The sequence below is a fragment of the Martinezella paranaensis genome, assembly GCF_014200235.1.
Taxonomy (GTDB): Bacteria; Pseudomonadota; Alphaproteobacteria; order Rhizobiales; family Rhizobiaceae; genus Rhizobium; species Rhizobium paranaense.
Window position 1 is genome coordinate 574,893 of the sequence record NZ_JACHBI010000001.1, and the last position, 21,594, is coordinate 596,486.

Here is a 21,594-nt window from a genome sequence, read left to right on the forward strand (position 1 = left end):
CTTAGGCGATCTTCTTCTTCAGCGGCTTGGTTTTCAGCATCAGATGTGCTGCCAGGACGGCTTTGAGGCCAAGCGGACGATAAAGCAAGGTCGGGTCGATCTTTGCTTGCGGTTGTACAGTTTCGTCTTTTTTCTTGGTCATGTGTTACTTCTCAACGTGTTCCCTAGGGTGTCTTTTGATTCACGGCCCCGCCTCGTTGTTTTGTCATAAAACATGACAAATCAAAGGCATTTGCCGATCAGCTTTTGTAAACACCGACCATATTTCGCGAGGCTTACGCGAAATTTAACGCAAACTATATCTAATTTAGTTGTTTATTTTTCGTTAATTAGTTGCGTTCGGCGTGGCCGAATCTCATCGCAGAGGCGATAGGGGCCGCATGACCTTTTGTCGCAGCAGCCGTCTTCGATTCTTGGCGGCAATCCATGACCGTCGCCGCCAGATCGTCCCTGATTTGGGTTAGATATGCCGGCCGATGTCGTCGTTTGAATCGTCGACGTCAGGATCGGCCGGGCCGTTGATGGTGAAGGTGCCGTATTTGCGCGTCCAGGAACGGGCGCCCAACGGCAACGACAGGAGATAGGCAACGACGGTGACCACCATGACATGCCAGGTATAGCTCATCAGCAGCGCCACATAGACGACGAGGGCAAGCATGATCGGCAGCACCAGGTCGCGGCGGATGCGGCTGCTTTCCGTTTTTCCGGACCAGACGGGCAGGCGGCTGACCAGCAGGAAGCCGATCAGCACGGTGTAGGCCGCACCCCAATAGGCGAATGTCTTGGTGGGCGTTAGGCCCAGGAAGCCGAGATAGACAGGCAGCAACACCAGCATCGCCCCGGCCGGCGCCGGCACGCCGACAAAATATTCAGACTGCCAGGACGCCTTGTTCTCCCGCTCCGCCATGACGTTGAAGCGTGCGAGCCGCAGACCGGCCGCAATGGTGTAAATCAACGCCGCGATCCAGCCGAGCGAGCGTGCCTGATCCAGCAGGAAGACGTAAACCACGAGCGCCGGCGCGACACCGAAGTTGACGATGTCGGCAAGCGAATCCATCTGCGCGCCGAACTTGGATGTGGCCTTCATCAGCCGCGCCACACGTCCGTCGATGCCGTCGAGGAAAGCGGCAACCAGCACGGCCACAACGGCGAGCTCGTACCGATTTTCGAAGGCGAGGCGGATGCCGGTCAGGCCGGCGCAGATCGCCAGCACCGTGATCATGTTCGGCACCATCAGCCGCAGCGGGATTTCCCGCAGGCGCGGCCCGCGCGCCTCGTCATTGGGACCATGCGGCTCGAAGGGCGGAAAAGGCGTCTTCATCTCGCTCGTTTTCTCCGGGCTCAGCTACGGCGGCTAATAATGGGGCCCTTCAGCGAGCCGAATTCGGCAATGACGGTTTCGCCGGCGATTGCCCTTTGGCCGACTGCAACGCGCGCTGCCGCTTCAGCCGGCAGGAACACATCGAGGCGTGAACCGAATCGGATCAGGCCGATACGCTCGCCGGCGTCGAGCGGCTCGTTCTCGTTGACGAAGCAGAGGATGCGGCGGGCGACGAGGCCGGCAATCTGCACCACACCGATCTCGCCATGCTTTGTCTCGATGACGAGGCCATTGCGCTCGTTCTGTTCGCTTGCCTTGTCCAGCTCCGCATTGAGGAAGCTGCCCTGGCGATAGGCGACAGTGGTGATGCGGCCGCGCATCGGCGAGCGGTTCACATGGCAATCGAAGACGTTCATGAAAATCGAAACGCGCAGCATCGGCTCGTGGCCGAGATTGAGCTCAGCCGGCGGCGTCACCATCTGCACGCCGGAGACCTTGCCATCGGCGGGCGATACGACGAGATCGTCGTCCTGCGGCGTCATGCGCTCTGGATCGCGGAAGAAATAGGCGCACCAGAGCGTGAAGATCAAACCGATCCAAAAAAGCGGCTTGAAGATCCAGCCGAGAACCAGCGACGCAACAAAGAAACCCGCGACAAAGGGATAGCCTTCCTTGTGCACTGGGACGATGACGTTGCGTACACTGTTCAACAAGCTCATCTACGGCCTACTCCGTTAGGGCACCCTCACCAAAAACCGCGATCCGGTTGTCGGACGAGATCATGCCAGTCCAAAGAATGAAAGCAAGATAAGCGGTCTTGCTCTGAATACTCGTTGAGCGTGACTACAGGCAAACTCTGTCATGGGCAATGCTTTCGCACGCTCGCCCCCAGCGCAATCCGCGCGGGGCCAAGATGCCAACGATCCGTAGCGTTGAAAAGCGTTGCCTGTGGAAACTCGCACCGGGCGCAAAGAAAAGGCCGCCGACGGGAAGCGGCGGCCTTTCATGACCTTCGATCATAGGGCGGAATTTAGAGGCCGAGAGTGGCGCGCAGCTCGGCCTTGGCGCCTTCATATTCGCTCTTGTAGTCGTCATGCGTCATGATGGTTTCGGCGATGACGGTGCCTGCGATGTGAGCGGCTTCGATGTCGGAGGCGTAATGGATGCCGCCGACAACGCGGTTGTGACCGTATTCCCAGGCGCGGGCCATGATGGTGGCGCGCTTCTCCGGCACCATATTTGCGAGCACAATGCCCATCAGCGTGCCGACCGTGGCGTGGCCGGATGGATAGGAGCCGGACTTGGACAAGGGTACGATTGGCTTTACGAGATCGCTGTAGAGATGCGGACGCGGACGTTTCCAGACATCCTTGGCCGGATCGACGACGGCGCCTTCGGTCTCGACGACGCGATCGAAGAATGCCGAGAACTTCGGCAGGTTTTCCTTGGTGAATTTCGGATTGTCGATGACGTCGGAGAAGCGCCAGACGTTCTCTTCCGCATCGGCAACGGCACGAGCCGCCATTTCCGGCGTGCGGGTAACCTGGATTGTCAGGATTTCGCCGAGTTCGGCCTTCATCTGCGCCGAATCATTGGCCGGCGGCGGCGGCAGCAGGTTGAGGAGGTTGATCTCCTTGGCATCGGCAAACGGCTTGGCATCACCGGCAAAAACCGGCGAGGCGACGCCAACGACGAGCAACAGCGTTAAAGCTTTGGCGAAATTACGCATTTGGGGCTCCCTTGATGTGAGAACCCGTACCTATCAAGCTGTCATCTCAACTGCGTGACAAGCGAAGTCCGCAACGTCGCTACGCCGCCATTCTTCAGTTCGCGGGCGCCAGCCGGTTGACTACGCCGAGTTCGTCGCTCTCGCGCACCTGCTTCAGATGTTCTTCCGCCTGTGTCGCCTCGCGCTGGCGGTTCCACATTGAGGCATAGAGGCCGTTCTGCTCCAGAAGGGCGGCATGCGTGCCGCGCTCGGCGATCTCGCCGCTTTTCAACACGATGATCTCGTCGGCGCCGATGACGGTGGAGAGCCGGTGGGCGATGACCAGTGTCGTGCGGTTCTTGGAGACGACATCCAGTGCCGCCTGGATTTCCCGTTCGGTCGTCGTGTCCAGGGCTGAGGTCGCCTCATCGAGGATAAGCACGGGCGGCGCCTTGAGGATGGTACGGGCAATGGCGACGCGCTGCTTCTCGCCGCCGGAGAGTTTCAGGCCGCGCTCGCCGACCTTGGTCTCGAAGCCCTCGGGCAGATGGCGGATGAAGTCGCCGATCTGGGCGATCTCCGCCGCGGTCGTCACCTCGTCCTCGCTCGCAGCCGGACGGCCGTAGCGGATATTGTAGGCGATGGTGTCGTTGAAGAGCACCGTGTCCTGCGGCACCATGCCGATCACCTTGCGTAGGCTCTTCTGCGTCACCGTGCGCAGATCCTGGCCGTCGATGGTGATCGTGCCGTTCTGTACGTCGTAAAAGCGGTAGAGAAGCCGAGACAGGGTCGATTTTCCGGCGCCCGAAGGGCCGACAACGGCGACCGTCTTGCCGGCCGGCACCTCGAAGGAAATGCCCTTCAGGATCGGACGGGCAGCATCATAGGCGAAATGCACGTCCTTGAAGGAGATGGCGCCGTTGCCGATGGCCAGGTCCCTGGCGCCGGGAGCGTCCGTCACCTCGGGCTTGACTTCCAGCAGATCGAACATCTCTTCGATATCGGTCAGACCTTGGCGGATTTCGCGATAGACGAAGCCGATGAAGTTCAGCGGCACCGAAAGCTGCAGCAGCATCGAGTTGATGAAGACGAAGTCGCCGACCGTCTGATGCCCGTTGAGCACAGCCCAGCCGGAAAAGACGAGCATGACCGTGGTGCCGAGACCGAAGATCAAGCCTTGACCAAAGTTCAACCAGCCGAGCGAAGTCCAGACATCGGTGGCGGCCTTCTCATAGCGCGACATCGATTGATCGAAGCGCCGGGCTTCCATTTCCTCGTTGCCGAAATATTTGACCGTTTCGAAGTTCAGAAGCGAATCAATCGCCTTGGTGTTGGCATCGGTGTCGCTCTCGTTCATCGAACGGCGGATGGAGATGCGCCAGTCGCTCGCCCGGACGGTGAACCAGATGTAGAGCCAGACCGTGACCGCCGTGATGGCGAGATAGGAAAAACCGTAGCCGCGCCAGAAGATAACCGCGGTCAGCAGGAATTCGACGAAAGTCGGGACCGTGTTGAGAATGGTGAAGCGGACGATCGTCTCGATGCCCTTGGTGCCGCGTTCGATGATGCGCGACAGTCCGCCGGTCTTACGCTCGAGATGGAAGCGCAACGATAACTCGTGCATGTGCACGAAAGTCCGGTAGGCGAGCTGGCGCACGGCATATTGGCCGACGCTGGCAAAGAGCGAGTCGCGCAATTGGTTGAGGCCGAGCTGGATGAGGCGCGTGACGTTGGTGGCAACGATCAGCGCGATGGCGCCCACCATGAAGGCCGGCAGGATCCCCTGCATGTCGAGCTTGCCGTTCAGGGCATCGACGGACCACTTGAAGAAATAGGGAACCAGCAGCAGGACGAATTTCGAGATCAACAGATAGACGGTTGCCCAGACAACCCGCATCTTCAGGTCCATGCGTCCCGCCGGCCACATGTAGGGCCAGAGATTGACGATCGTATTCAACGGATTGCTGGAATCCGCCGATATTGTCTTCTTGCGGTCTGCCATGTCCGTCTCCGGCGAATATCTGAGCCAGCCGGGCAAAGGCGCACGCACAGCCTGGCTGGGAGGCCCCGTCAGGTGATGAGCGGGGCAATGGGGGTCGGCGGGAGGCTTATACTATTTTTATGTCGGGTAAAAGCAGAGGCCAGGCGTTGATTGCGCCTGGCCTCCTGATGTGAGAGGTGAACCTTTAAAGATGGCTGCCTGAAAGCCGCTTGCGGTGCAGTTCTTCCGCATTCGGCAGCGCGTCCTTCGGCAGGCCGAAGACCTGGCCGGGCAGGATGCGGTCCGGATTGTTGATCTTGTCCTCATTGGCGAGATAGATCGTCGTGTAGCGCACGCCAGCGCCATAGGTGCGGCGGGAGATCTGCCAGAGCGTATCGCCGCGGCGAATGATGACCGCATTTGTATCTTGCGAAAGCGGTGCCTGCTGCAGAGTCTTGGGGCCGCTACCGCTGGAGGAGGCTTCGGCGCTCGCCGGTGCCGGGGTGGCATTCTGGGGCTTGGTGACGGCGGCGATCATCTGTTCGAGATTAGGCAGTCCATCACCGACCGACTTCGAATCCTTCGGCAGAGCCTGCAGCGCTGCCAGCGCCCGGCCAGCCGCACTTGCCGCGTCGGCTGCAGCCTGTTTCAGCGCCGGGCTGGCATCGATCGCCGGACGGAATTCCGAAAGTGATTTCAGAGCAATTTCAGTCCCCGAGCGGGCGGCGGCGAGTTGTTCTGCACTCGGCTGCTTGCCATTGGCAAAAAGGTCCTTCAGCAGGGCGAAAGCCTTGGCTGTGTTCTCCCGCAGCTTGCCAAGCTCACCTTCATCGAGCGGAACCATGGTGGGGGCCGAGGCGTTGCCGCTGCCGCCGGCAGCCGCCGGGGTTTGCGCCGCGACCGTCACCTGATTGCCTTCTGGGCGGGTGAAATTGACGCTGGTGCGCACTGTGACCTTGCCGGCGCCGTCGAGGACGTCAACGCGGATCTTGTGGTCGCCGACCGTCAGCGGCATCGTGCCGTCGACGACGAAATGGCCGTCGGCTCCCGCTACGATCTCGCCGATCAGCTTGTCGTCGGCATAGGCGCGAACCTTGACATTCGGCTTTGTCGTGCCGGCAACGAAGATATGATTGTTTTCGATTTCGACTGCATTGACCATGACTTCGGGCTGGCTACCCGTCGTCGTTGCAGGCGCGGTCCCAGCGTCGCTAGCCGTATTGGCGGAGGCGACGGCAGTGTTGTCCTGCGGTTTGGCGCCGGTGCCATCGGTGGCGGTCGCGCCGCCTGTGCCGTTTGCGGGCGTATTGGCCGCTGGTGTCTGCTCATCCGACGCGACGCGCCCTTGTTTGGCCGACGGCGCGGTGATGATGCGGCTTGCCGTGCCAGGCTTGGAAACCATGGCGAGAAGCTGGCTCTTGTCGTCCTTCGGGACCGAGACGGTAGCAACTTCCTCCGAAGTGACGGCCTTGCCGTCCTTGCCGGTTGCGCGCAGCACCAGTTCGTGATCGCCTGGCGGAAGCGGATTGTCGAGCACGGCGGCGAAGTCGCCGCTTGGGCCGACTTCGGTTGTCGTCACCACCTTGTCGCCGTCGACGATCTCCAGCTTGGAATTGGGCTCCGCCGAACCTGCAATAACGGTGGAGCCATCCGGCTCGACACGCAGCACGTCGAAGGAGGGAGTGACCGGTCCCGCGGCTTGCGTCTGCGGAGCACTCTGGCCGGTCAGCGCTGCCCGCGCCTTGTCGATTGCCGCGGTGGCATCGGCAATGTTCTCCGGAAGCGATTGGATGATGGCCAGTGCCTTGCCGGCGCCGTCATGTGCCTTGTCGACCACGGCGGTCGTTGCAGCATCCGTGCCTTGGGGAGCGGCAAAACCAACGATCGCCTGCAGCGCAGTGATCACCTTCGTCTTGGCCGAGGTGAAGACATCCTCCGTCGGCCCCTTGCCGTCCTTGAAGAGCGCCTTGAGATCGGAAAGAGAGGCGACGGCCGTGGTGCCGAGATCGGTAAGCTTCTTCGTGACATCGGCAGCGTTGGTTGCTGTCGCCGCGGCACCCTGCGTTGCTTCACCGGCCTTTTTCGCGGCGTCATCAGCCTTTTGGCCATTCTCAGTGATGGTGTTCTTCACCGCGTCGCTCGCCTGATTGATGGCATCACCGATCGACTTCTTATCGCCGTTGATGCGCGGCATCACAAAGAAGACCATCAGGATAGTCGCAACTACCAGTACCAACAGAGCCAGCAAGCCGGCACGGTTCTTCATCATCATTTATCTCCAAGCGGCGGAGTCATCTCCACTCTTGAAATTGCTAACGATTTCGCCTGCTTTTACAAGCTTTCTCAGTCATTTCAGCGTGCTCTGGCACAAGTTTTCTTTTGAAAATTCTTGACTGAGCACTTGCAGCATAGTTGTTTGCATTCATGACTGACGATTCTGTGCCAATTCGATCCATCTGCGTCTATTGCGGCTCCAGGCCGGGTCGCGATCCTTCTCACATGGCTGCGGGCCGTGAGCTGGGCAAGAACATCGCCGAGAGCGGGTTGCGCCTGGTCTATGGCGGCGGCACGAAAGGCATCATGGGCGCTGTCGCGAGCGGCGTCCTGTCGCATGGTGGTCAGGTCACCGGCATCATTCCGGAGTTCCTCGTTGACATGGAAGCGACGCGCCATTCGCTCGGCCAATTGGACGAGCTAATCATAACTCCGGACATGCATACGCGCAAACACACCATGTTCGAGCGCGCCGACGCTTTCGTGGCGCTGCCGGGCGGCATCGGTACGCTGGAAGAAATCGTCGAGATCATGACCTGGGGCCAGCTCGGCCGCCACGAAAAGCCGATGGTCTTCGCCAATATCAACGGTTTCTGGAATCCGATGATGGAGCTAATTCGTCATATGACGGAGGAAGGCTTCGTCCACACCGCCCATCGCGTGCAGCCGCTGGTCATCGACCAGGTCGCCGACATCATCCCGGCGATCCGCAAGCATGCCGCCGAAACCGTGGGATCACGCGGCGGCGAAGAGGCCGTCATCGCAAAGCTCTGACTAGAGATTTGCTAACCGTGTCTTGTGGTTAGCGCGCCCGGCTCTGACGCAGCATCGACCAGCTATAAAGCGCCAGCCCCGCCCAGATCAGGGAGAAGGCAATCATCTGCGTCGTGCCGAAAGGCTCCCTGAACAGGAAGACGGCGATGAGGAAAACCATGGTCGGCACGATATACTGCATGATGCCGATGGTGGAGAGCCTGAGAAGCTTCGCTCCATTGGCGAAGATCATCAGCGGCAGGGCGGTTACGAAACCGCAACCGAGCAGCAGCGCCATATCCGAGACGCCGGTGCGATAGAGATGGCCTTCGCCGCGCGTCTCCAGATAGATGATGTAAAGCAGCGCGGGGATGCAGAGCAGCAGTACCTCGAGGAAGAAGCCCTGATTCGGCCCGACCGGTAGCGTCTTGCGGAAAAAGCCGTAGAAACCCCAGGAGAACGTCAGCGACAGCGCCACCCAGGGCAGGGTGCCGGCTTCGACGGTCAGGATGACGACCGCTGCGCCCGCAAGGCCGATCGCGACGATCTGCACCGGCGCAAGCCTCTCCTTCAGCAGCAAAGCGCCGAGCGCGATGCTGAATAGTGGATTGATGAAGTAGCCGAGGGCCGCATCGAGCGAATGTCCTGCGCCGATCGCCCAGACATAAGTGCCCCAATTGATGGTAATCAGCATCGCCGTCACCGACGCCATGGCGAGCGTGCGCGGGTTGCCGAGCGCTGCCTTCACGTCGCCCATGCGGCCGAGTGCCAGCAGCACGGCGCCGGCGACCGGAACCGACCACAGGATGCGGTGGGCAATGACCTCCATGGCCGGGATATGCGCCATGGCCTTCATGTAGAGCGGCAGGACGCCCCAGAGCAGATAGGCCGTCAGCACGAAACCGAATCCGCGTGCGCTGTCCTCGTTCTTGATCTCAGGTGCGACCGTATCGGTAGCCATTGGTATTTCCCGCCGTTCTATTTTCTTTTACGACGGGCTTACTCCAATGCGGGTTGTGGTGCCAATTCATTTCCTTGACGGCATCGTCAAGGTTTTTGATGGGCGGCGGATCACTCCGCCGCGATCTTGCCGGCCATGTGCCGGTTCTTCATCAGCTTGTAGATGACGGAATCCATCAACGCCTGGAAGGAGGCGTCGATGATGTTTTCCGAAACGCCGACCGTCCACCAGCGTACCCCGCTGCTGTCGGTGGATTCGATCAGAACGCGGGTTATGGCTTCCGTGCCGCCATTGAGGATACGCACCTTGAAGTCGGCGAGCACAAGGTCGTCGATTTCATGCTGGTATTTGCCGAAGTCCTTGCGCAGGGCTAGGTCGAGCGCGTTGACCGGGCCATCGCCTTCGGCGACGGACATGATGGTCTGGCCGTCGATGATGAGCTTGACCACCGCTTCCGAGACGATCTTCACCCGGCCGTGGGAGTCGAAGCGACGCTCGACCATGACGCGGAAGCCGTCGATCGCGAAGAATTCTGGGATTGTGCCGAGGGTGCGGCGGGCCAGGAGCTCGAAGCTGGCATCGGCGCCTTCGTAAGCGTAACCGGATGCTTCGCGCTCCTTGACGATCTGGATCAGCCGATCGAGCTTCGGATCGTCCTTGCCGACCTCGATGCCGCGTCGCTTGAGCGCATTGATGAAATTCGACTTGCCGCCTTGGTCTGACACCATGACCTTGCGGAAATTGCCGACGCTTTCCGGCGGCACATGCTCGTAGGTGCGCGGGTCCTTCAGCAATGCCGAGGCATGGATACCGGCCTTTGTCGCAAAGGCCGAGGCACCGACATAGGGAGCCTGATGGTCCGGCGAGCGGTTCAGCAGCTCGTCGAAGGCGTGCGACAGGCTGGTCAGGCCAAGTAGCCGTTCGCCATCGATCGCCGTTTCGAAGCGCTCGCCATAGGCCCTTTTCAGCGCCAACGTCGGGATCAGCGTGATCAGATTGGCATTGCCGCAGCGCTCGCCGACGCCGTTCAGCGTGCCCTGGATCTGCCGCACGCCGGCCTCGACGGCGGCGAGTGAATTGGCCACCGCCTGACCGGTGTCGTTGTGGGCATGGATGCCAAGACAGTCGCCGGGTACGCCCTCGGCGATCACGGCTTCGACGATGGCGCGCACTTCCGGCGGCTGCGTGCCGCCATTGGTGTCGCAGAGCACGACCCAGCGCGCACCGGCCTCATAGGCCGTCTTGGCACAGGCCAGCGCATAGCTCGGATTGGCCTTGTAGCCGTCGAAGAAATGCTCGCAGTCGACCAGCGCTTCCTTGCCGGCTGCGATCGCGGCTTTGACGCTTTCGGCGATGCATTCGAGATTTTCCTCGTTGGTGCAGCCGAGAGCGACCTTGACGTGATAATCCCAACTCTTGGCGACGAAACAGATGGCGTCGGCCTTTGCCTGCAGAAGGCTGGCAAGACCGGGATCGTTGGAGGCTGAAACGCCGGCGCGCTTGGTCATGCCGAAGGCGACGAAGGAGGCGGTCTGCGTCCGCTTTTCATTGAAGAAAGCGGTATCGGTCGGATTGGCGCCGGGATAACCGCCTTCGACATAGTCGAGGCCGAATTCGTCCAGCATGGTGGCGATGGAAATCTTGTCCTCGACCGAAAAGTCGATGCCGGGCGTCTGCTGCCCATCGCGCAAGGTCGTGTCGAAGAGATAGATTTTTTCGCGTGTCATTCTGTTTCCTCCGGCGAGCCGGTTTCTTCTTGCTCAGTCGCTCCCTCTCCGCGTTAACAAGGAGAGGGCTTGGGTGAGGGGCCTGCCGGGATCAAATTTTCCCGGCAAACTTATCCGTCGCGCGGATCAACTGGTCCAGTATCCCCGGTTCGGAAAAGGCGTGGCCGGCCCCTTCGATCAGGTGGAACTCCGCTTTCGGCCAAGCCTTGTGCAGAGCCCAGGCGTATTTCGCCGGGCAGGGCATGTCGTAGCGGCCGTGGACGATGACGCCAGGGATGTCCTTCAGCTTGTGGGCATCTCCGAGGAGCTGGCCTTCCTCCATCCAGCCGGCATTGACGAAGAAGTGGTTTTCGATGCGCGCAAAGGCATGCGCATATTCCGCGTCTTCGAACGGCCCACTGGTCGCCGGGTCCGGCAACAGGGTAATCGTCTCGCCCTCCCAGATTGCCCAGGCCTTTGCGGCCTCGAGGCGCACGGCCTTGTCCTCGTGTGTCAGCCGGCGGTGATAGGCAAACATCATTTCGTGACGCTCTTCCGGCGGGATCTGCGCGATGAAGCGCTCCCATTTGTCCGGGAACATTTCCGAGACACCGAACTGATAATACCAGTCAAGCTCGGCCTTGGTCAGCGTGTAGATGCCGCGCACAACCAGTTCGGAAACCCGCTCCGGATGCTTTCCGGAATAGGCAAGCGCCAGCGTCGACCCCCAGGAGCCGCCGAATACCAGCCACTTGTCCACGCCGGCCATCTCGCGCAGCCGCTCGATGTCGGCGACCAGATGCCAGGTGGTGTTGGCTTCGAGGCCGGCATGCGGCGTCGACTTGCCGCAGCCGCGTTGATCCAACAGGGTTATGTCGTAAAGCGCCGGATCGAACAGGCGGCGATGCGTCGGCGAGATGCCGCCGCCTGGGCCACCATGCAGGAAAACGGCAGGCTTCGCCCCGGGCGTGCCAACGCGTTCCCAATAGACGACATGGCCGTCACCGACATCGAGATGACCGGAGGCATAGGGTTGGATTTCCGGATAAAGCGTACGCAATATTTCCGTCATATTTTCAGCCCCTCGGCAGGCCAGACGTCCGTATCGTGATCGGGATGCTGGAAGGAGATGATCTGCTCCTGCCGTGCATAGAAATCCGGATCCTGATGGACCGGCTGCTCGAATATGGTGTCGACCCAAGGCAGGCGCGAGGCGTAATTGACCTGGATCTGCGGCGCCAAATCGTCGCGCTCGTCGAAGGCGCCGATGGCGATCTCCAGTCCGCCGGGATGGCGGTAGGTCAGCGGCGTGCCGCAATTCTTGCAGAAGCCGCGATCGATGTTGACGGAAGACTGGAAATAGGTCGGCTCCCCCCGCGTCCATTCCAGGCCGTCATCCGGCGCCGTGACCAGGGCTGAGAAGAAGTTGCCGAACTGCTTCTGGCACATACGGCAATGGCAGATCGATGGGCGGCCGAGCTGACCGCGAATGCGGAACCGCACCGCGCCGCATTGGCATCCTCCGCTTCGGATGGCTTCAGTCATGGCTCTTCTCCTGTGGCCAGGTTTGGGTATCGTGATCGGGATGCTGATGGTTGGATGACCGGATCGTCAAGGCACGGTCGGAACCATCACTATCTGGTTCCATCGGCAGCCCATCGAGCGTATGGAACCATGACATTTTTCCCGCGGGGTTCGATTGGGCAACAGGCTGCACCGCCATCGGTTTGTCGAGGGAGCCGAGCGTCAGATTAATGAAATCCGTGCCCGGAATGTCGTAGAATAACGGCGTACCGCAAGCGTTGCAAAAGCCGCGGCGCACGAGGTCGGACGAGTGAAACCACGAGGGTTCGCCGCGCGTCAGCTCGAAATCAGCGCGTTGGACGCTGCCGAGCGGCAGGGCGTAATTGCCCGAAGCCTTCTGGCACATGCGGCAATGGCAGAGATGAGGGTAGCCGATTGGACCGGCCGCGCGGTAACGGACCGCGCCGCACTGGCATCCGCCGCTATATCCCTCCGCGATTGTCATTTGCCTGTTTCCGGTGGCCATATTGCCGTCTCGTGATCCGGATGCTGGTGGGACACGATCTCCAGCACGAAGGGCGCCTGTTCCGCATCCTCTTCCGTCCGATGCCCTGGCAGCAGATGCAGCCTGTCGACGAAATCTATCTTGCCTTCCATGCCGAACTGCACCACCGGCGGCAACAGCGACGGATCATCGAAAGCACCCGCCGCGACCGCCACGCCATCGGGCGCCTCATAGGTCAACGGCGTACCGCAATCGCCACAAAAGCCGCGCTCGACGAAATTCGACGACCGGAATTTCTTGCGCTCTCCCCGCGTCCAGACAAGCTCAGCGCCGCGGGTCGAAACCAGCGGCGCATAATAGGCACCGAAGGCCTTCTGGCACATGCGGCAATGACAGATCGATGCGTCTTTGAGCTCGCCCCGCACCCGGAAACGAACCGCACCGCATTGACAGCCACCGGTGTAGGTTTCACTCACCGCTTGACCTCCCACGTCGTTGTCCGCTCACCGGTCGCCGGGTCCTTGCCGTCCTTCAACTGAATGCCCTCAGCCAAAAGCACCTCGCGGATTTTGTCTGCTTCGGCAAAGTTCTTCGCCTTCAGCAATTCCAGCCGCGCCTGAACGCGCCTGTTGATTTCCGCGACGACTGCGTCATCCACCTCCACTTTCTCGGGCAACAGGCCGAGAAGTGCTGCGCTTGCGGCGAAAGTGGGCAGGACGCTGGGATCGGCATTGGCGGCCTGCGCCAGGGCATGCAGTGCCTGGATGGCGGCGACGGTGTTGAGATCGTCGGCGAGTGCCGCCACGATGGCGGCATCCGGCGTTGCATCGCCGATGTCAGCCGCCGGCCATTTGGCCAGAAGCCGCTCAGCCTCTTCCAGACGCTTCACGGAAAAGTCGATCGGCTCGCGGTAATGCGTCATCAGCATGGCAAGCCGCAATACCGCGCCCGGCCAGACGCGGCCGCCGAGTTTTTCGGTGTGCAGCAGCTCGTAGATGGTGACGAAATTGCCTTCCGACTTCGACATCTTGCGGCCTTCGACCTGCAGGAAGCCGTTATGCATCCAGATATTCGCCATGACATCCGTGCCATGGGCGCAACGCGATTGGGCGATCTCGTTTTCATGGTGCGGAAAGATCAGGTCCAAACCGCCGCCATGAATGTCGAAGACATCGCCGAGATAGCGCCCGCTCATGGCGGAGCATTCGATATGCCAGCCCGGACGGCCACGACCCCAGGGGCTCTCCCAGCCAGGCTCGTTCTCGTCAGACAGCTTCCAGAGCACGAAGTCGCCCGGGCTCTTCTTGTGTTCTTCGACGGCGACGCGGGCGCCGGCTTGCTGCTCATCGAGGTTGCGCTTGGAGAGCTGGCCGTAATCCACCATGGATTTGGTATCGAACAGCACTTCTCCAGCCGCCTGATAGGCATGGCCCTTGGCGATCAGCTTTTCGATGATCTCGATCATCTGCGCGATGTTTTCCGTCGCCCGCGGCTGCACTGTCGGCTCAAGGGAGCCGAGCGCGATCGCGTCTTGGCGATATTGCGTTTCGGTCTTCTCGGTGACCAGGCGGATCGCTTCGTTGAGCGGCAAACCGGGATGATCACGCAAGGCCCGCGCGTTGATCTTGTCGTCAACGTCGGTGATGTTGCGCACGTAGGTGACGTGGCTTTCGCCATAGATCTGCCGCAGCAGCCGGAAGAGCACGTCGAAGACGATGGCCGGGCGGGCATTGCCGATATGGGCGAAATCATAGACCGTCGGGCCGCAGACATACAGGCGGACGTTCTCGCGGTCGATCGGCTTGAAGTCGACCTTTTCGCGCGTCAGCGTGTTGTAAAATTTCAGGTGCGGCTCGGTGCCCATTTCACTCTCCCAAAGGCATAAATCCGAAAAAATATCGTCACCGGCAGGCCGGACGTTTGTCATCTTGGATTTTGGGAGACGAAAACGGCCAGGCCAGCGGAACGCTAGCGAATAATCTTCCGGCAGATAATGCAGATAACCGTTTTCATGGCGGGCTTTATCGCGCGACTACGGTGATTGGTCAAGGGGGGAGTGTCCCCTTCTCCCCGTCGGGGAGAAGGTGCCTGAAGGGCGGATGAGGGGGCTGTCGAGCGCGGCGAGACAGGGCGTTGAGCGGCAAGCGAAAGGCAATCCCCTTACGGGTGCAACGCCCCCTCGACCCGCACTGCACGCATCCTTCTCCCCCCGGGAGAAGGTAATGTTATTCCGGCATCCGGTAGTCGACGAGCTTGTTCTCGCTAATGACAAAGAGTTTGCCGGTTTCAGTGACATCGGGACCGGCGAGCGGCAGGATGGCTTGTGCTACATCACTGGGATGCGGCAGCGTGTCCGGATCTTCGCCGGGCATTGCCTGGGCGCGCATTGCGGTGCGAGTGGCGCCTGGGTCGACGCTGGTGATCCGCAGCGCCGTGCTCTGGGTTTCACCGGCCCAAGTGCGGGCAAGCGCCTCGACGGCCGCCTTGGATGCCGAATAGGGACCCCAGAACGGCCGGCAGCGATGGGCTGCGGCCGATGACAGGATGATGGCGCGGCCTGCGTCAGCGCGCATCAGCAGCGGCTCGACCGAACGGATCAGCCGCCAGGTGGCGGTGACGTTGATGGTCATCACCTTTTCGAAGACCTTGGCTTCGACATGGCCGATCGGCGAGATGACGCCGAGGACGCCGGCATTGGCGACGAGGATATCGAGCTTGCCCCAGCGCTCGAAGATAGACCCGCCAAGTGCATCGATCGCGGCCATATCGGCAAGATCGAAGGGCACCAGCGTTGCCGATCCGCCGACAGCCTTGATGGCGTCGTCGAGCTCTTCAAGGCCACCCACCGTGCGGGCGCAGGCAATCACATGCGCGCCTGCCTTGGCGAGCTCCAGCGCGGTGAAATAACCAATACCGCGCGACGCGCCGGTAACCAGGGCGATTTTGTTCGTGAGGTCTATGCTCATGCTGTCTTGGTCCGAATGCGCTGGAAAAGGTGAGCGGCGAAAAGCCCCGTGTCAGCCGTTGCTGGCGAGCACGGAAAGCTTGCGCACATTGCTGGTGCTTTCCTTGTCGAGCAGGCGCGTCGGATAATCGCCGGTGAAATAGTGGTCGGTGAACTGCGGCTGCGCATTGTCCCGGCTCTCGCCGCCGACAGCCTGGTAAAGACCGTCGATCGACAGGAATTCGAGCGAATCCGCGCCGATGTAATCGCACATGGCTTTCAGGCTGTTGTACTGATTGGCGAGTAGCTTGTCGGCATCCGGCGTATCGATGCCGTAGAAGTCCGGATGATAGATCATTGGGCTGGCGACACGGATGTGCACTTCGCTGGCGCCGGCCTCGCGGATCATCTGCACGATCTTCACCGACGTGGTGCCGCGTACGATGGAATCGTCGACAAGGACAACGCGCTTGCCGGCAATGATGGCGCGGTTGGCGGAGTGCTTCAGCTTCACGCCGAAAGCGCGGATCTGCTGTGTCGGCTCGATGAAGGTGCGGCCGACATAGTGGTTTCGGATGATGCCGAGCTCGAAGGGAATGCCGCTTGCCTGGGCATAGCCGATGGCCGCCGGCGTGCCGCCATCCGGCACCGGTACGACGACGTCAGCCGCGACAGGCGCTTCCTTGGCAAGGTTGATGCCCATGTTCTTGCGGGCGACATAGACGTTGCGGCCGCCGACGACGGAATCGGGGCGGGCGAAATAGACATATTCGAACAGGCAGAGACGCTCGGGGCGGGAAACCTCGGGCTTGCGGGCATCGATGGTGATCGAGCCGTCGGGCTGGATCTCGCAGATGACGACTTCGCCGTTTTCAACGTCGCGGACGTATTTCGCACCAATGATGTCGAGAGCACAGGTCTCCGAGCAGAAAATCGGCTTGCCGTCGAGTTCGCCCATCACCAGCGGCCGGATGCCGATCGGATCGCGGGCTGCGATCAGCTTGGTGCGCGTCATGGCCAGCATCGAATAGCCGCCTTCCATCTGGCGGATCGCGTCGATGAAGCGGTCGGAGGAAGAGGGATGCTTGGAGCGGGCGATGAGATGGAGAACGACTTCCGTGTCCGACGTCGACTGACAGATGGCGCCGTCGGCGATCAATTGCCGGCGCATGGTCAGGCCGTTGGTGAAATTGCCGTTGTGGGCGATGGCGATGCCACCAACTTCCAGCTCGGCAAACAGCGGCTGGACGTTACGCAGGATCGTCTCGCCCGTGGTCGAATAACGTACATGGCCGATCGAACGGTCGCCGGGCAGCCGGGCCAGGGTGGCAGGGTCGGTATAGTGATCGCCGACAAGGCCCATGCGGCGCTCCGAATGAAAGCGCTGGCCATCGAAGGAGACGATGCCGGCCGCTTCCTGACCGCGATGCTGCAAAGCGTGCAGGCCGAGCGCCGTCAGCGTTGCCGCGTCGGGGTGGCCGAGAATGCCGAATACACCGCATTCCTCATGCAGCGTGTCGCCGTCGATATCATTCTCGATGGAAGGGGAATGGTTCATGGCTGCAGGCCTTTGCTCTCAACATGGGACCGGTCAGGCGGCATCGCGACTGAATGCAAAAATAACTGAAAATCCGGCCGGAAAGAATATCGGGCCGGATCTTCGGATTTCGTGCCGTTCACATGGCGATTATCGCCCCGCGGGTCAAGCCTGTAAACGCACTGTTAATTGTTCGTCTGCGGCGCGGGCGCGTCATCGGACGGTGCCGCGTCGTTCGTCGTGCCATCCTGCGGCTGCGATTGCTGCTGCTGGTTCGGCGCGATCTTGTTGATGATCTCGGCCGGAAGCATCGCCTGAATGTTTTCCGGAAGCGCGGATTTGAGCTTTTCGACCATCGAATCGAGGAAAGGCTTGGACTTGGCGTTGTTGACCCAATCCGGGCGAGCGGCCGGCGCGACCAGCCAGTTCCAGAAGGCAACGACGACGACCATCAGCAGCAAGCCGCGGGCGGCCCCGAAGAGAAAGCCGAGCGTACGATCGAGCGCGCCGATGCGGCTGTCGATGATGAAATCCGCGATCCTGATCGTAATGAAGGAAATGATGATCAGCGCGATCAGGAAGATGACAGCGGCCGACGCGATCGTCGCGATGCGAACGTCCGCTGTGTAGTGCATCGCATAAGGCACGAGCAGCGAATAAAGATAGTAGGCAGCGACGGCCGAGCCGCCCCAACTGACGATCGAGAGAATTTCGCGGGAAAAGCCGCGGACCATGGCCAGAACGGCGGAGAACAAAATAACGCCGATAACAATACCGTCGAAAATCGTAATGGGCATGTATAATCCACTCCAAGACTTGCCATGCCAAGCATGGCTGCCATCGGCCTCAAATATGCGCCTTTCGCCCCGTCAAGAACGGTTCAAGTAAGGCTCAGTCTTCGTCTTCCGCGCGCTTGAGCGCGCCCTTCGATCCGGCTATGCGCGCCACCAGATCCGGCAGGCCATCGATCTCGCTCCAGCGTCCGCCATTGCCTTTCGGCAGGTCGGAGGAGGCGGTGGGGAGAAGCGCTGCAGAAAATCCCAGCTTCTCGGCTTCCTTGAGGCGCTGAGCGGTGTGCGCAACCGGCCGGACGGCGCCCGACAGGCTGACTTCGCCGAAATAGACGCAATCTGCGGGAAGGGCAAGACCGGCCAGGGATGAAACCAGTGCAGAGGCGACCGCGAGGTCCGCAGCCGGCTCAGAAATACGATAGCCGCCGGCAATATTGAGGTAAACATCGTGCTGGCCGAGCCGAACGCCGCAATGCGCTTCGAGAACCGCGAGAATCATCGATAGCCTCGCCGAATCCCAGCCGACGACAGCACGGCGCGGCGTGCCGAGCGATGTCGGAGCAACCAGCGCCTGCACCTCGACCAGCACCGGCCGGGTGCCCTCCATGCCGGCAAAGACGGCCGCGCCTGGCGATTTGGAATTGCGCTCGCCGAGGAAAAGTTCGGATGGATTGGCCACTTCCCGCAGGCCTTTGTCGGACATTTCGAAGACGCCGATTTCGTCGGTCGGGCCGAAGCGATTCTTCACCGTGCGCAGGATGCGGTAATGATGGCCGCGATCGCCTTCGAAATAGAGAACGGCGTCGACCATATGTTCGACGACGCGCGGACCGGCGATCTGGCCGTCCTTGGTGACGTGGCCGACCAATACCATCGCGGCGCCCGTCTGCTTGGCGAAGCGGATCATCGCCTGTACGCCGGTGCGCACCTGCGTCACCGTCCCGGGTGCCGATTCGGCAAGCTCGCTCCACAGCGTCTGGATGGAATCGATGATGACGAGGTCCGGCCGCTTGCCTTCGGCGAGCGTCGCCAGGATATCCTCGACATTGGTTTCGGCCGCGAGCAGCACATCCGTGTTGGCGGCGTTCAGCCGCTGGGCGCGAAGCCGAACCTGCGCCACCGCCTCTTCGCCGGAGACGTAGACGATCTTGTGCCCGCGTCGGGAAAGGGCGGCGGCTGCCTGCATCAATAGCGTCGACTTGCCGATGCCGGGATCGCCGCCGACCAGCACCGCCGAGCCCCGCACGAAGCCGCCGCCGGTCGCCCGATCGAGTTCGGAGATGCCGGTGTGGATGCGTGGCGCTTCCTCGATCTCGCCCGACAGCGCCGTCAGTGTCACCGGCCGGCCCTTCTTCGGCACCTTGGCGGGGCCGCCGCCGATGCCACCCATCGGGTCTTCTTCGACGATGGTGTTCCATGCACCGCAACCATCGCATTTGCCCGCCCAGCGGTTATGGACCGTGCCGCAGTTCTGGCAGACGAATTGTGTACGGGCTTTTGCCATCGGATGCTGTTCTCAATTTATAGAGCGGTTTAGCGTTTCAGGAATCGCTTTCCCCGCTCCATCTCTTTGTTTTTACGCATTCCGGACGGAAAACCGCTTCGCACTTTTCCTGGAATTGCTCTAGTGCCTCGCTGTTCGCCGCGAATCGCGGCTGGCTGTCAGATAATGTCTTTCCCAACAGATCAAAACTAATGATTTCCGTATCAGCGGCGATTGTGTCAGCCTTTATGCCGGGTTTTCGATCGATGGTGACGGATGTTCGACTATACGCTTGCGCATTGGATCGCGTTTCTTTCGGCCGCCGTCCTGCTCAATCTGTCGCCGGGGCCGGACATCGCCTTCATTCTCGGCCACACGATCAGAAGCGGCAGACGCTCCGGCTTTGCCGCATTGTTCGGCATATGGAGCGGCGCCTGCCTGCATGTGCTGATGGCCGCAGCCGGGCTATCGGCAATATTGGCGGCCTCGGCCATCGCGTTCTCGACGGTCAAATGGGCCGGCGCCGCCTATCTCATCTGGCTTGGAATACAGGCACTGCGCTCGAAGGGTGAAGGCGCCTGGATCACGGAAGCCGGCAAAGCATTGCCCTGGAGCCGCATCTACCGGCAAGGTATCCTGGTTTCGCTGCTCAACCCGAAAGTGGCCATCTTCTTTCTCGCGTTCCTGCCGCAATTCGTCGTTGAAGGGGCTGGCCCGGTCTGGGCGCAGCTCTTGCTCCACGGCAGCCTCATCATCGTGGTTGCCGCCTTCATCGAGCCACCGCTCATTCTTCTCGGAGGTCGCCTTGCCGAGGCGCTACGGCGCAACCGAAACGCGGGCCTGTGGCTGGACCGGGGGCTTGGAACATTGTTCGTAGCGCTGGGCGTCCGCTTGGCGGTCAGCGTGCGTTGAGCCGCTACTCGTCAGTCTCTTCAAAAACATACCGGCGCTCATGTCTCAGCCCCAGGCCGGTCAGCATCTCGTAGCCGATCGTCCCGGCGGCGCGGGCAGCGTCGTCAACGAGGATATTCTTGCCGAAGAGCTCGATATAGTCGCCGGCGCGGACCAGTTTTTCGGGGACGTCGGTCACGTCGAAGATCGTCAGGTCCATGGTGATGCGGCCGGCAACTGGCACCTTGTGCCCGGCGACGAAGCCCTGGCCGCCGGCAATGCCCGTCTGGCGCAGCGGCACGCCGCCGCTCGATTGGCTGCGCATATAGCCGTCGGCATAACCGGCCGAGACGACGGCGAGCCGACTGTCGCGGGTGAGCTCCAGCGCCCCGCCGTAACTGACCCTCTCGCCGGCCTTGACCGTGCGGGTCTGAATGATGCGGGCCTCGGCCGTTGCGACCGGCCGCATCGGGTTCGCCGTTCCGTTCACCGCCTGGCCGCCATAAAGGGCGATGCCTGGGCGAGTGAGATCGAAATGATATTCGGGGCCGAGGAAGATGCCGGCCGAGTTGGCAAAGCTCGCCTCGATGCCTTCGAAGGCGGCGCTGACGTTGCGGAACGCCTCGAGCTGTTGCCTGTTCATCGCATTGGCGGGGTCGTCGCCGCAGGCAAGGTGGCTCATCACTAGGACGGGCGCAAAACTCGCGGGGCGCGAGACATCATTGGCGAGCGCAATGGCGTCCTCTGCCTGAAGTCCCAGCCGGTTGAAGCCGGTATCGACCTGCAGCGCGCAAGGGTAGTCGCCATAATCCGCTAGCACCGACATCCAGAAGGTCAATTGCTCTTCGGAAGCGATGACGGGCACAAGATCGTTTTCGAAAAACAGTCGCTCTGTCCCAGGCCAGATGCCGCAGAGTACGAAGATGCGGGCATCCGGGGCGTAGAGCCGAAGCGTCACGCCCTCTTCAGCGGTGGCGACGAAGAAATCGCGGGCGCCGGCGATATAAAGCGCCTCGCCGACATCTTCGATCCCCAGGCCGTAAGCGTCGGCTTTCACCGCGGCTCCGGTGCGGGCCCTGCCGGAGCGGCGGGCCATATCGAGCCAGTTCTCGACCACTGCTCCCAAATCGACCGTCAGCCGAAGGCCGGCAGAAGCGAAAGCGTCATTGTCTTCGAAACTATCTGTCATGGAACCGCCTGAACAAAAAATGGCCG

20 protein-coding genes are annotated in these 21,594 nt (G+C 61.2%); 2 read left to right on the top strand and 18 right to left on the bottom strand.

What is annotated here, in order from left to right:
* Position 1: 1 nt before the first annotated feature.
* The 6 genes from GGD50_RS02825 to GGD50_RS02850 all read right to left on the bottom strand — a co-directional run bounded on the left by GGD50_RS02825 (position 2) and on the right by GGD50_RS02850 (position 7,279).
* The gene (locus GGD50_RS02825; RefSeq protein ID WP_172831040.1) at positions 2-142 is read right to left on the bottom strand and encodes a hypothetical protein; all 141 of its coding nucleotides are present in this window, start codon (positions 140-142) and stop codon (positions 2-4) included.
* Positions 143-460: 318 nt separating this feature from the next.
* Positions 461-1,321 carry a CDP-diacylglycerol--serine O-phosphatidyltransferase gene (gene pssA / locus GGD50_RS02830; RefSeq protein ID WP_028753405.1) on the bottom strand — a complete coding sequence of 287 codons (861 nt, stop codon included), beginning with the start codon at positions 1,319-1,321 and terminating at the stop codon, positions 461-463.
* Between the two features lie 20 nt (positions 1,322-1,341).
* On the bottom strand, positions 1,342-2,040 hold the full coding sequence (locus GGD50_RS02835; RefSeq protein ID WP_107107592.1) for a phosphatidylserine decarboxylase: 699 nt from the start codon (positions 2,038-2,040) through the stop codon (positions 1,342-1,344).
* Positions 2,041-2,351: 311 nt separating this feature from the next.
* Positions 2,352-3,050, bottom strand: coding sequence for an acid phosphatase (locus GGD50_RS02840; RefSeq protein ID WP_107107593.1), 699 nt, complete (start codon positions 3,048-3,050; stop codon positions 2,352-2,354).
* Between the two features lie 94 nt (positions 3,051-3,144).
* On the bottom strand, positions 3,145-5,031 hold the full coding sequence (locus GGD50_RS02845; protein WP_107107594.1) for an ABCB family ABC transporter ATP-binding protein/permease: 1,887 nt from the start codon (positions 5,029-5,031) through the stop codon (positions 3,145-3,147).
* A 184-nt stretch (positions 5,032-5,215) separates the two neighbouring features.
* Positions 5,216-7,279: a LysM peptidoglycan-binding domain-containing protein gene (locus GGD50_RS02850; RefSeq protein ID WP_107107595.1), complete on the bottom strand. Its 2,064-nt coding sequence runs from the start codon at positions 7,277-7,279 to the stop codon at positions 5,216-5,218.
* Between the two features lie 155 nt (positions 7,280-7,434).
* Between GGD50_RS02850 and GGD50_RS02855 the strand changes: the two genes are divergently transcribed.
* The gene (locus tag GGD50_RS02855; RefSeq protein ID WP_107108105.1) at positions 7,435-8,058 is read left to right on the top strand and encodes an LOG family protein; all 624 of its coding nucleotides are present in this window, start codon (positions 7,435-7,437) and stop codon (positions 8,056-8,058) included.
* 28 nt (positions 8,059-8,086) lie between these two features.
* Here GGD50_RS02855 and rarD read toward each other — a convergent pair whose 3' ends face one another.
* The 11 genes from rarD to radA all read right to left on the bottom strand — a co-directional run bounded on the left by rarD (position 8,087) and on the right by radA (position 19,509).
* Complete coding sequence (rarD, locus tag GGD50_RS02860; RefSeq protein WP_107107596.1) at positions 8,087-8,998, bottom strand: EamA family transporter RarD; 912 nt, start codon at positions 8,996-8,998, stop codon at positions 8,087-8,089.
* Positions 8,999-9,108: 110 nt separating this feature from the next.
* Complete coding sequence (gene cimA, locus GGD50_RS02865; RefSeq protein ID WP_107107597.1) at positions 9,109-10,725, bottom strand: citramalate synthase; 1,617 nt, start codon at positions 10,723-10,725, stop codon at positions 9,109-9,111.
* Positions 10,726-10,816: 91 nt separating this feature from the next.
* Positions 10,817-11,776, bottom strand: a complete 960-nt coding sequence (pip, locus tag GGD50_RS02870; protein WP_107107598.1) for a prolyl aminopeptidase — start codon at positions 11,774-11,776, stop codon at positions 10,817-10,819.
* Positions 11,773-12,249 carry a GFA family protein gene (locus GGD50_RS02875; RefSeq protein WP_107107599.1) on the bottom strand — a complete coding sequence of 159 codons (477 nt, stop codon included), beginning with the start codon at positions 12,247-12,249 and terminating at the stop codon, positions 11,773-11,775. Before GGD50_RS02875 ends, pip begins: the two co-directional genes overlap by 4 nt.
* Complete coding sequence (locus GGD50_RS02880) at positions 12,242-12,733, bottom strand: GFA family protein (RefSeq protein WP_107107600.1); 492 nt, start codon at positions 12,731-12,733, stop codon at positions 12,242-12,244. Before GGD50_RS02880 ends, GGD50_RS02875 begins: the two co-directional genes overlap by 8 nt.
* A complete protein-coding gene (locus tag GGD50_RS02885; RefSeq protein ID WP_107107601.1) occupies positions 12,730-13,209 on the bottom strand; it encodes a GFA family protein in 480 nt (159 codons plus the stop codon). Before GGD50_RS02885 ends, GGD50_RS02880 begins: the two co-directional genes overlap by 4 nt.
* Entirely contained in the window at positions 13,206-14,597 is a 1,392-nt protein-coding gene (gene cysS / locus GGD50_RS02890) for a cysteine--tRNA ligase (RefSeq protein WP_107107602.1), read from the bottom strand. The genes GGD50_RS02885 and cysS overlap by 4 nt, the downstream gene beginning before the upstream one ends.
* A gap of 361 nt (positions 14,598-14,958) precedes the next feature.
* Positions 14,959-15,699 (bottom strand): SDR family NAD(P)-dependent oxidoreductase, encoded by a 741-nt coding sequence (locus GGD50_RS02895; protein ID WP_107107603.1) that lies wholly within the window; start codon positions 15,697-15,699, stop codon positions 14,959-14,961.
* A gap of 51 nt (positions 15,700-15,750) precedes the next feature.
* Positions 15,751-17,235, bottom strand: a complete 1,485-nt coding sequence (gene purF, locus GGD50_RS02900; RefSeq protein ID WP_107107604.1) for an amidophosphoribosyltransferase — start codon at positions 17,233-17,235, stop codon at positions 15,751-15,753.
* Positions 17,236-17,399: 164 nt separating this feature from the next.
* Entirely contained in the window at positions 17,400-18,011 is a 612-nt protein-coding gene (locus GGD50_RS02905) for a CvpA family protein (protein WP_107107605.1), read from the bottom strand.
* A gap of 94 nt (positions 18,012-18,105) precedes the next feature.
* Positions 18,106-19,509 carry a DNA repair protein RadA gene (radA, locus tag GGD50_RS02910; protein ID WP_107107606.1) on the bottom strand — a complete coding sequence of 468 codons (1,404 nt, stop codon included), beginning with the start codon at positions 19,507-19,509 and terminating at the stop codon, positions 18,106-18,108.
* Positions 19,510-19,764: 255 nt separating this feature from the next.
* Here radA and GGD50_RS02915 point away from each other — a divergent pair, with 255 nt between their 5' ends.
* Positions 19,765-20,400, top strand: coding sequence for a LysE family translocator (locus GGD50_RS02915; RefSeq protein ID WP_107107607.1), 636 nt, complete (start codon positions 19,765-19,767; stop codon positions 20,398-20,400).
* A gap of 4 nt (positions 20,401-20,404) precedes the next feature.
* Here the strand turns inward: GGD50_RS02915 and alr are convergent, their stop codons facing one another.
* Positions 20,405-21,568 carry an alanine racemase gene (gene alr / locus GGD50_RS02920; protein WP_107107608.1) on the bottom strand — a complete coding sequence of 388 codons (1,164 nt, stop codon included), beginning with the start codon at positions 21,566-21,568 and terminating at the stop codon, positions 20,405-20,407.
* Positions 21,569-21,594 lie beyond the last annotated feature (26 nt).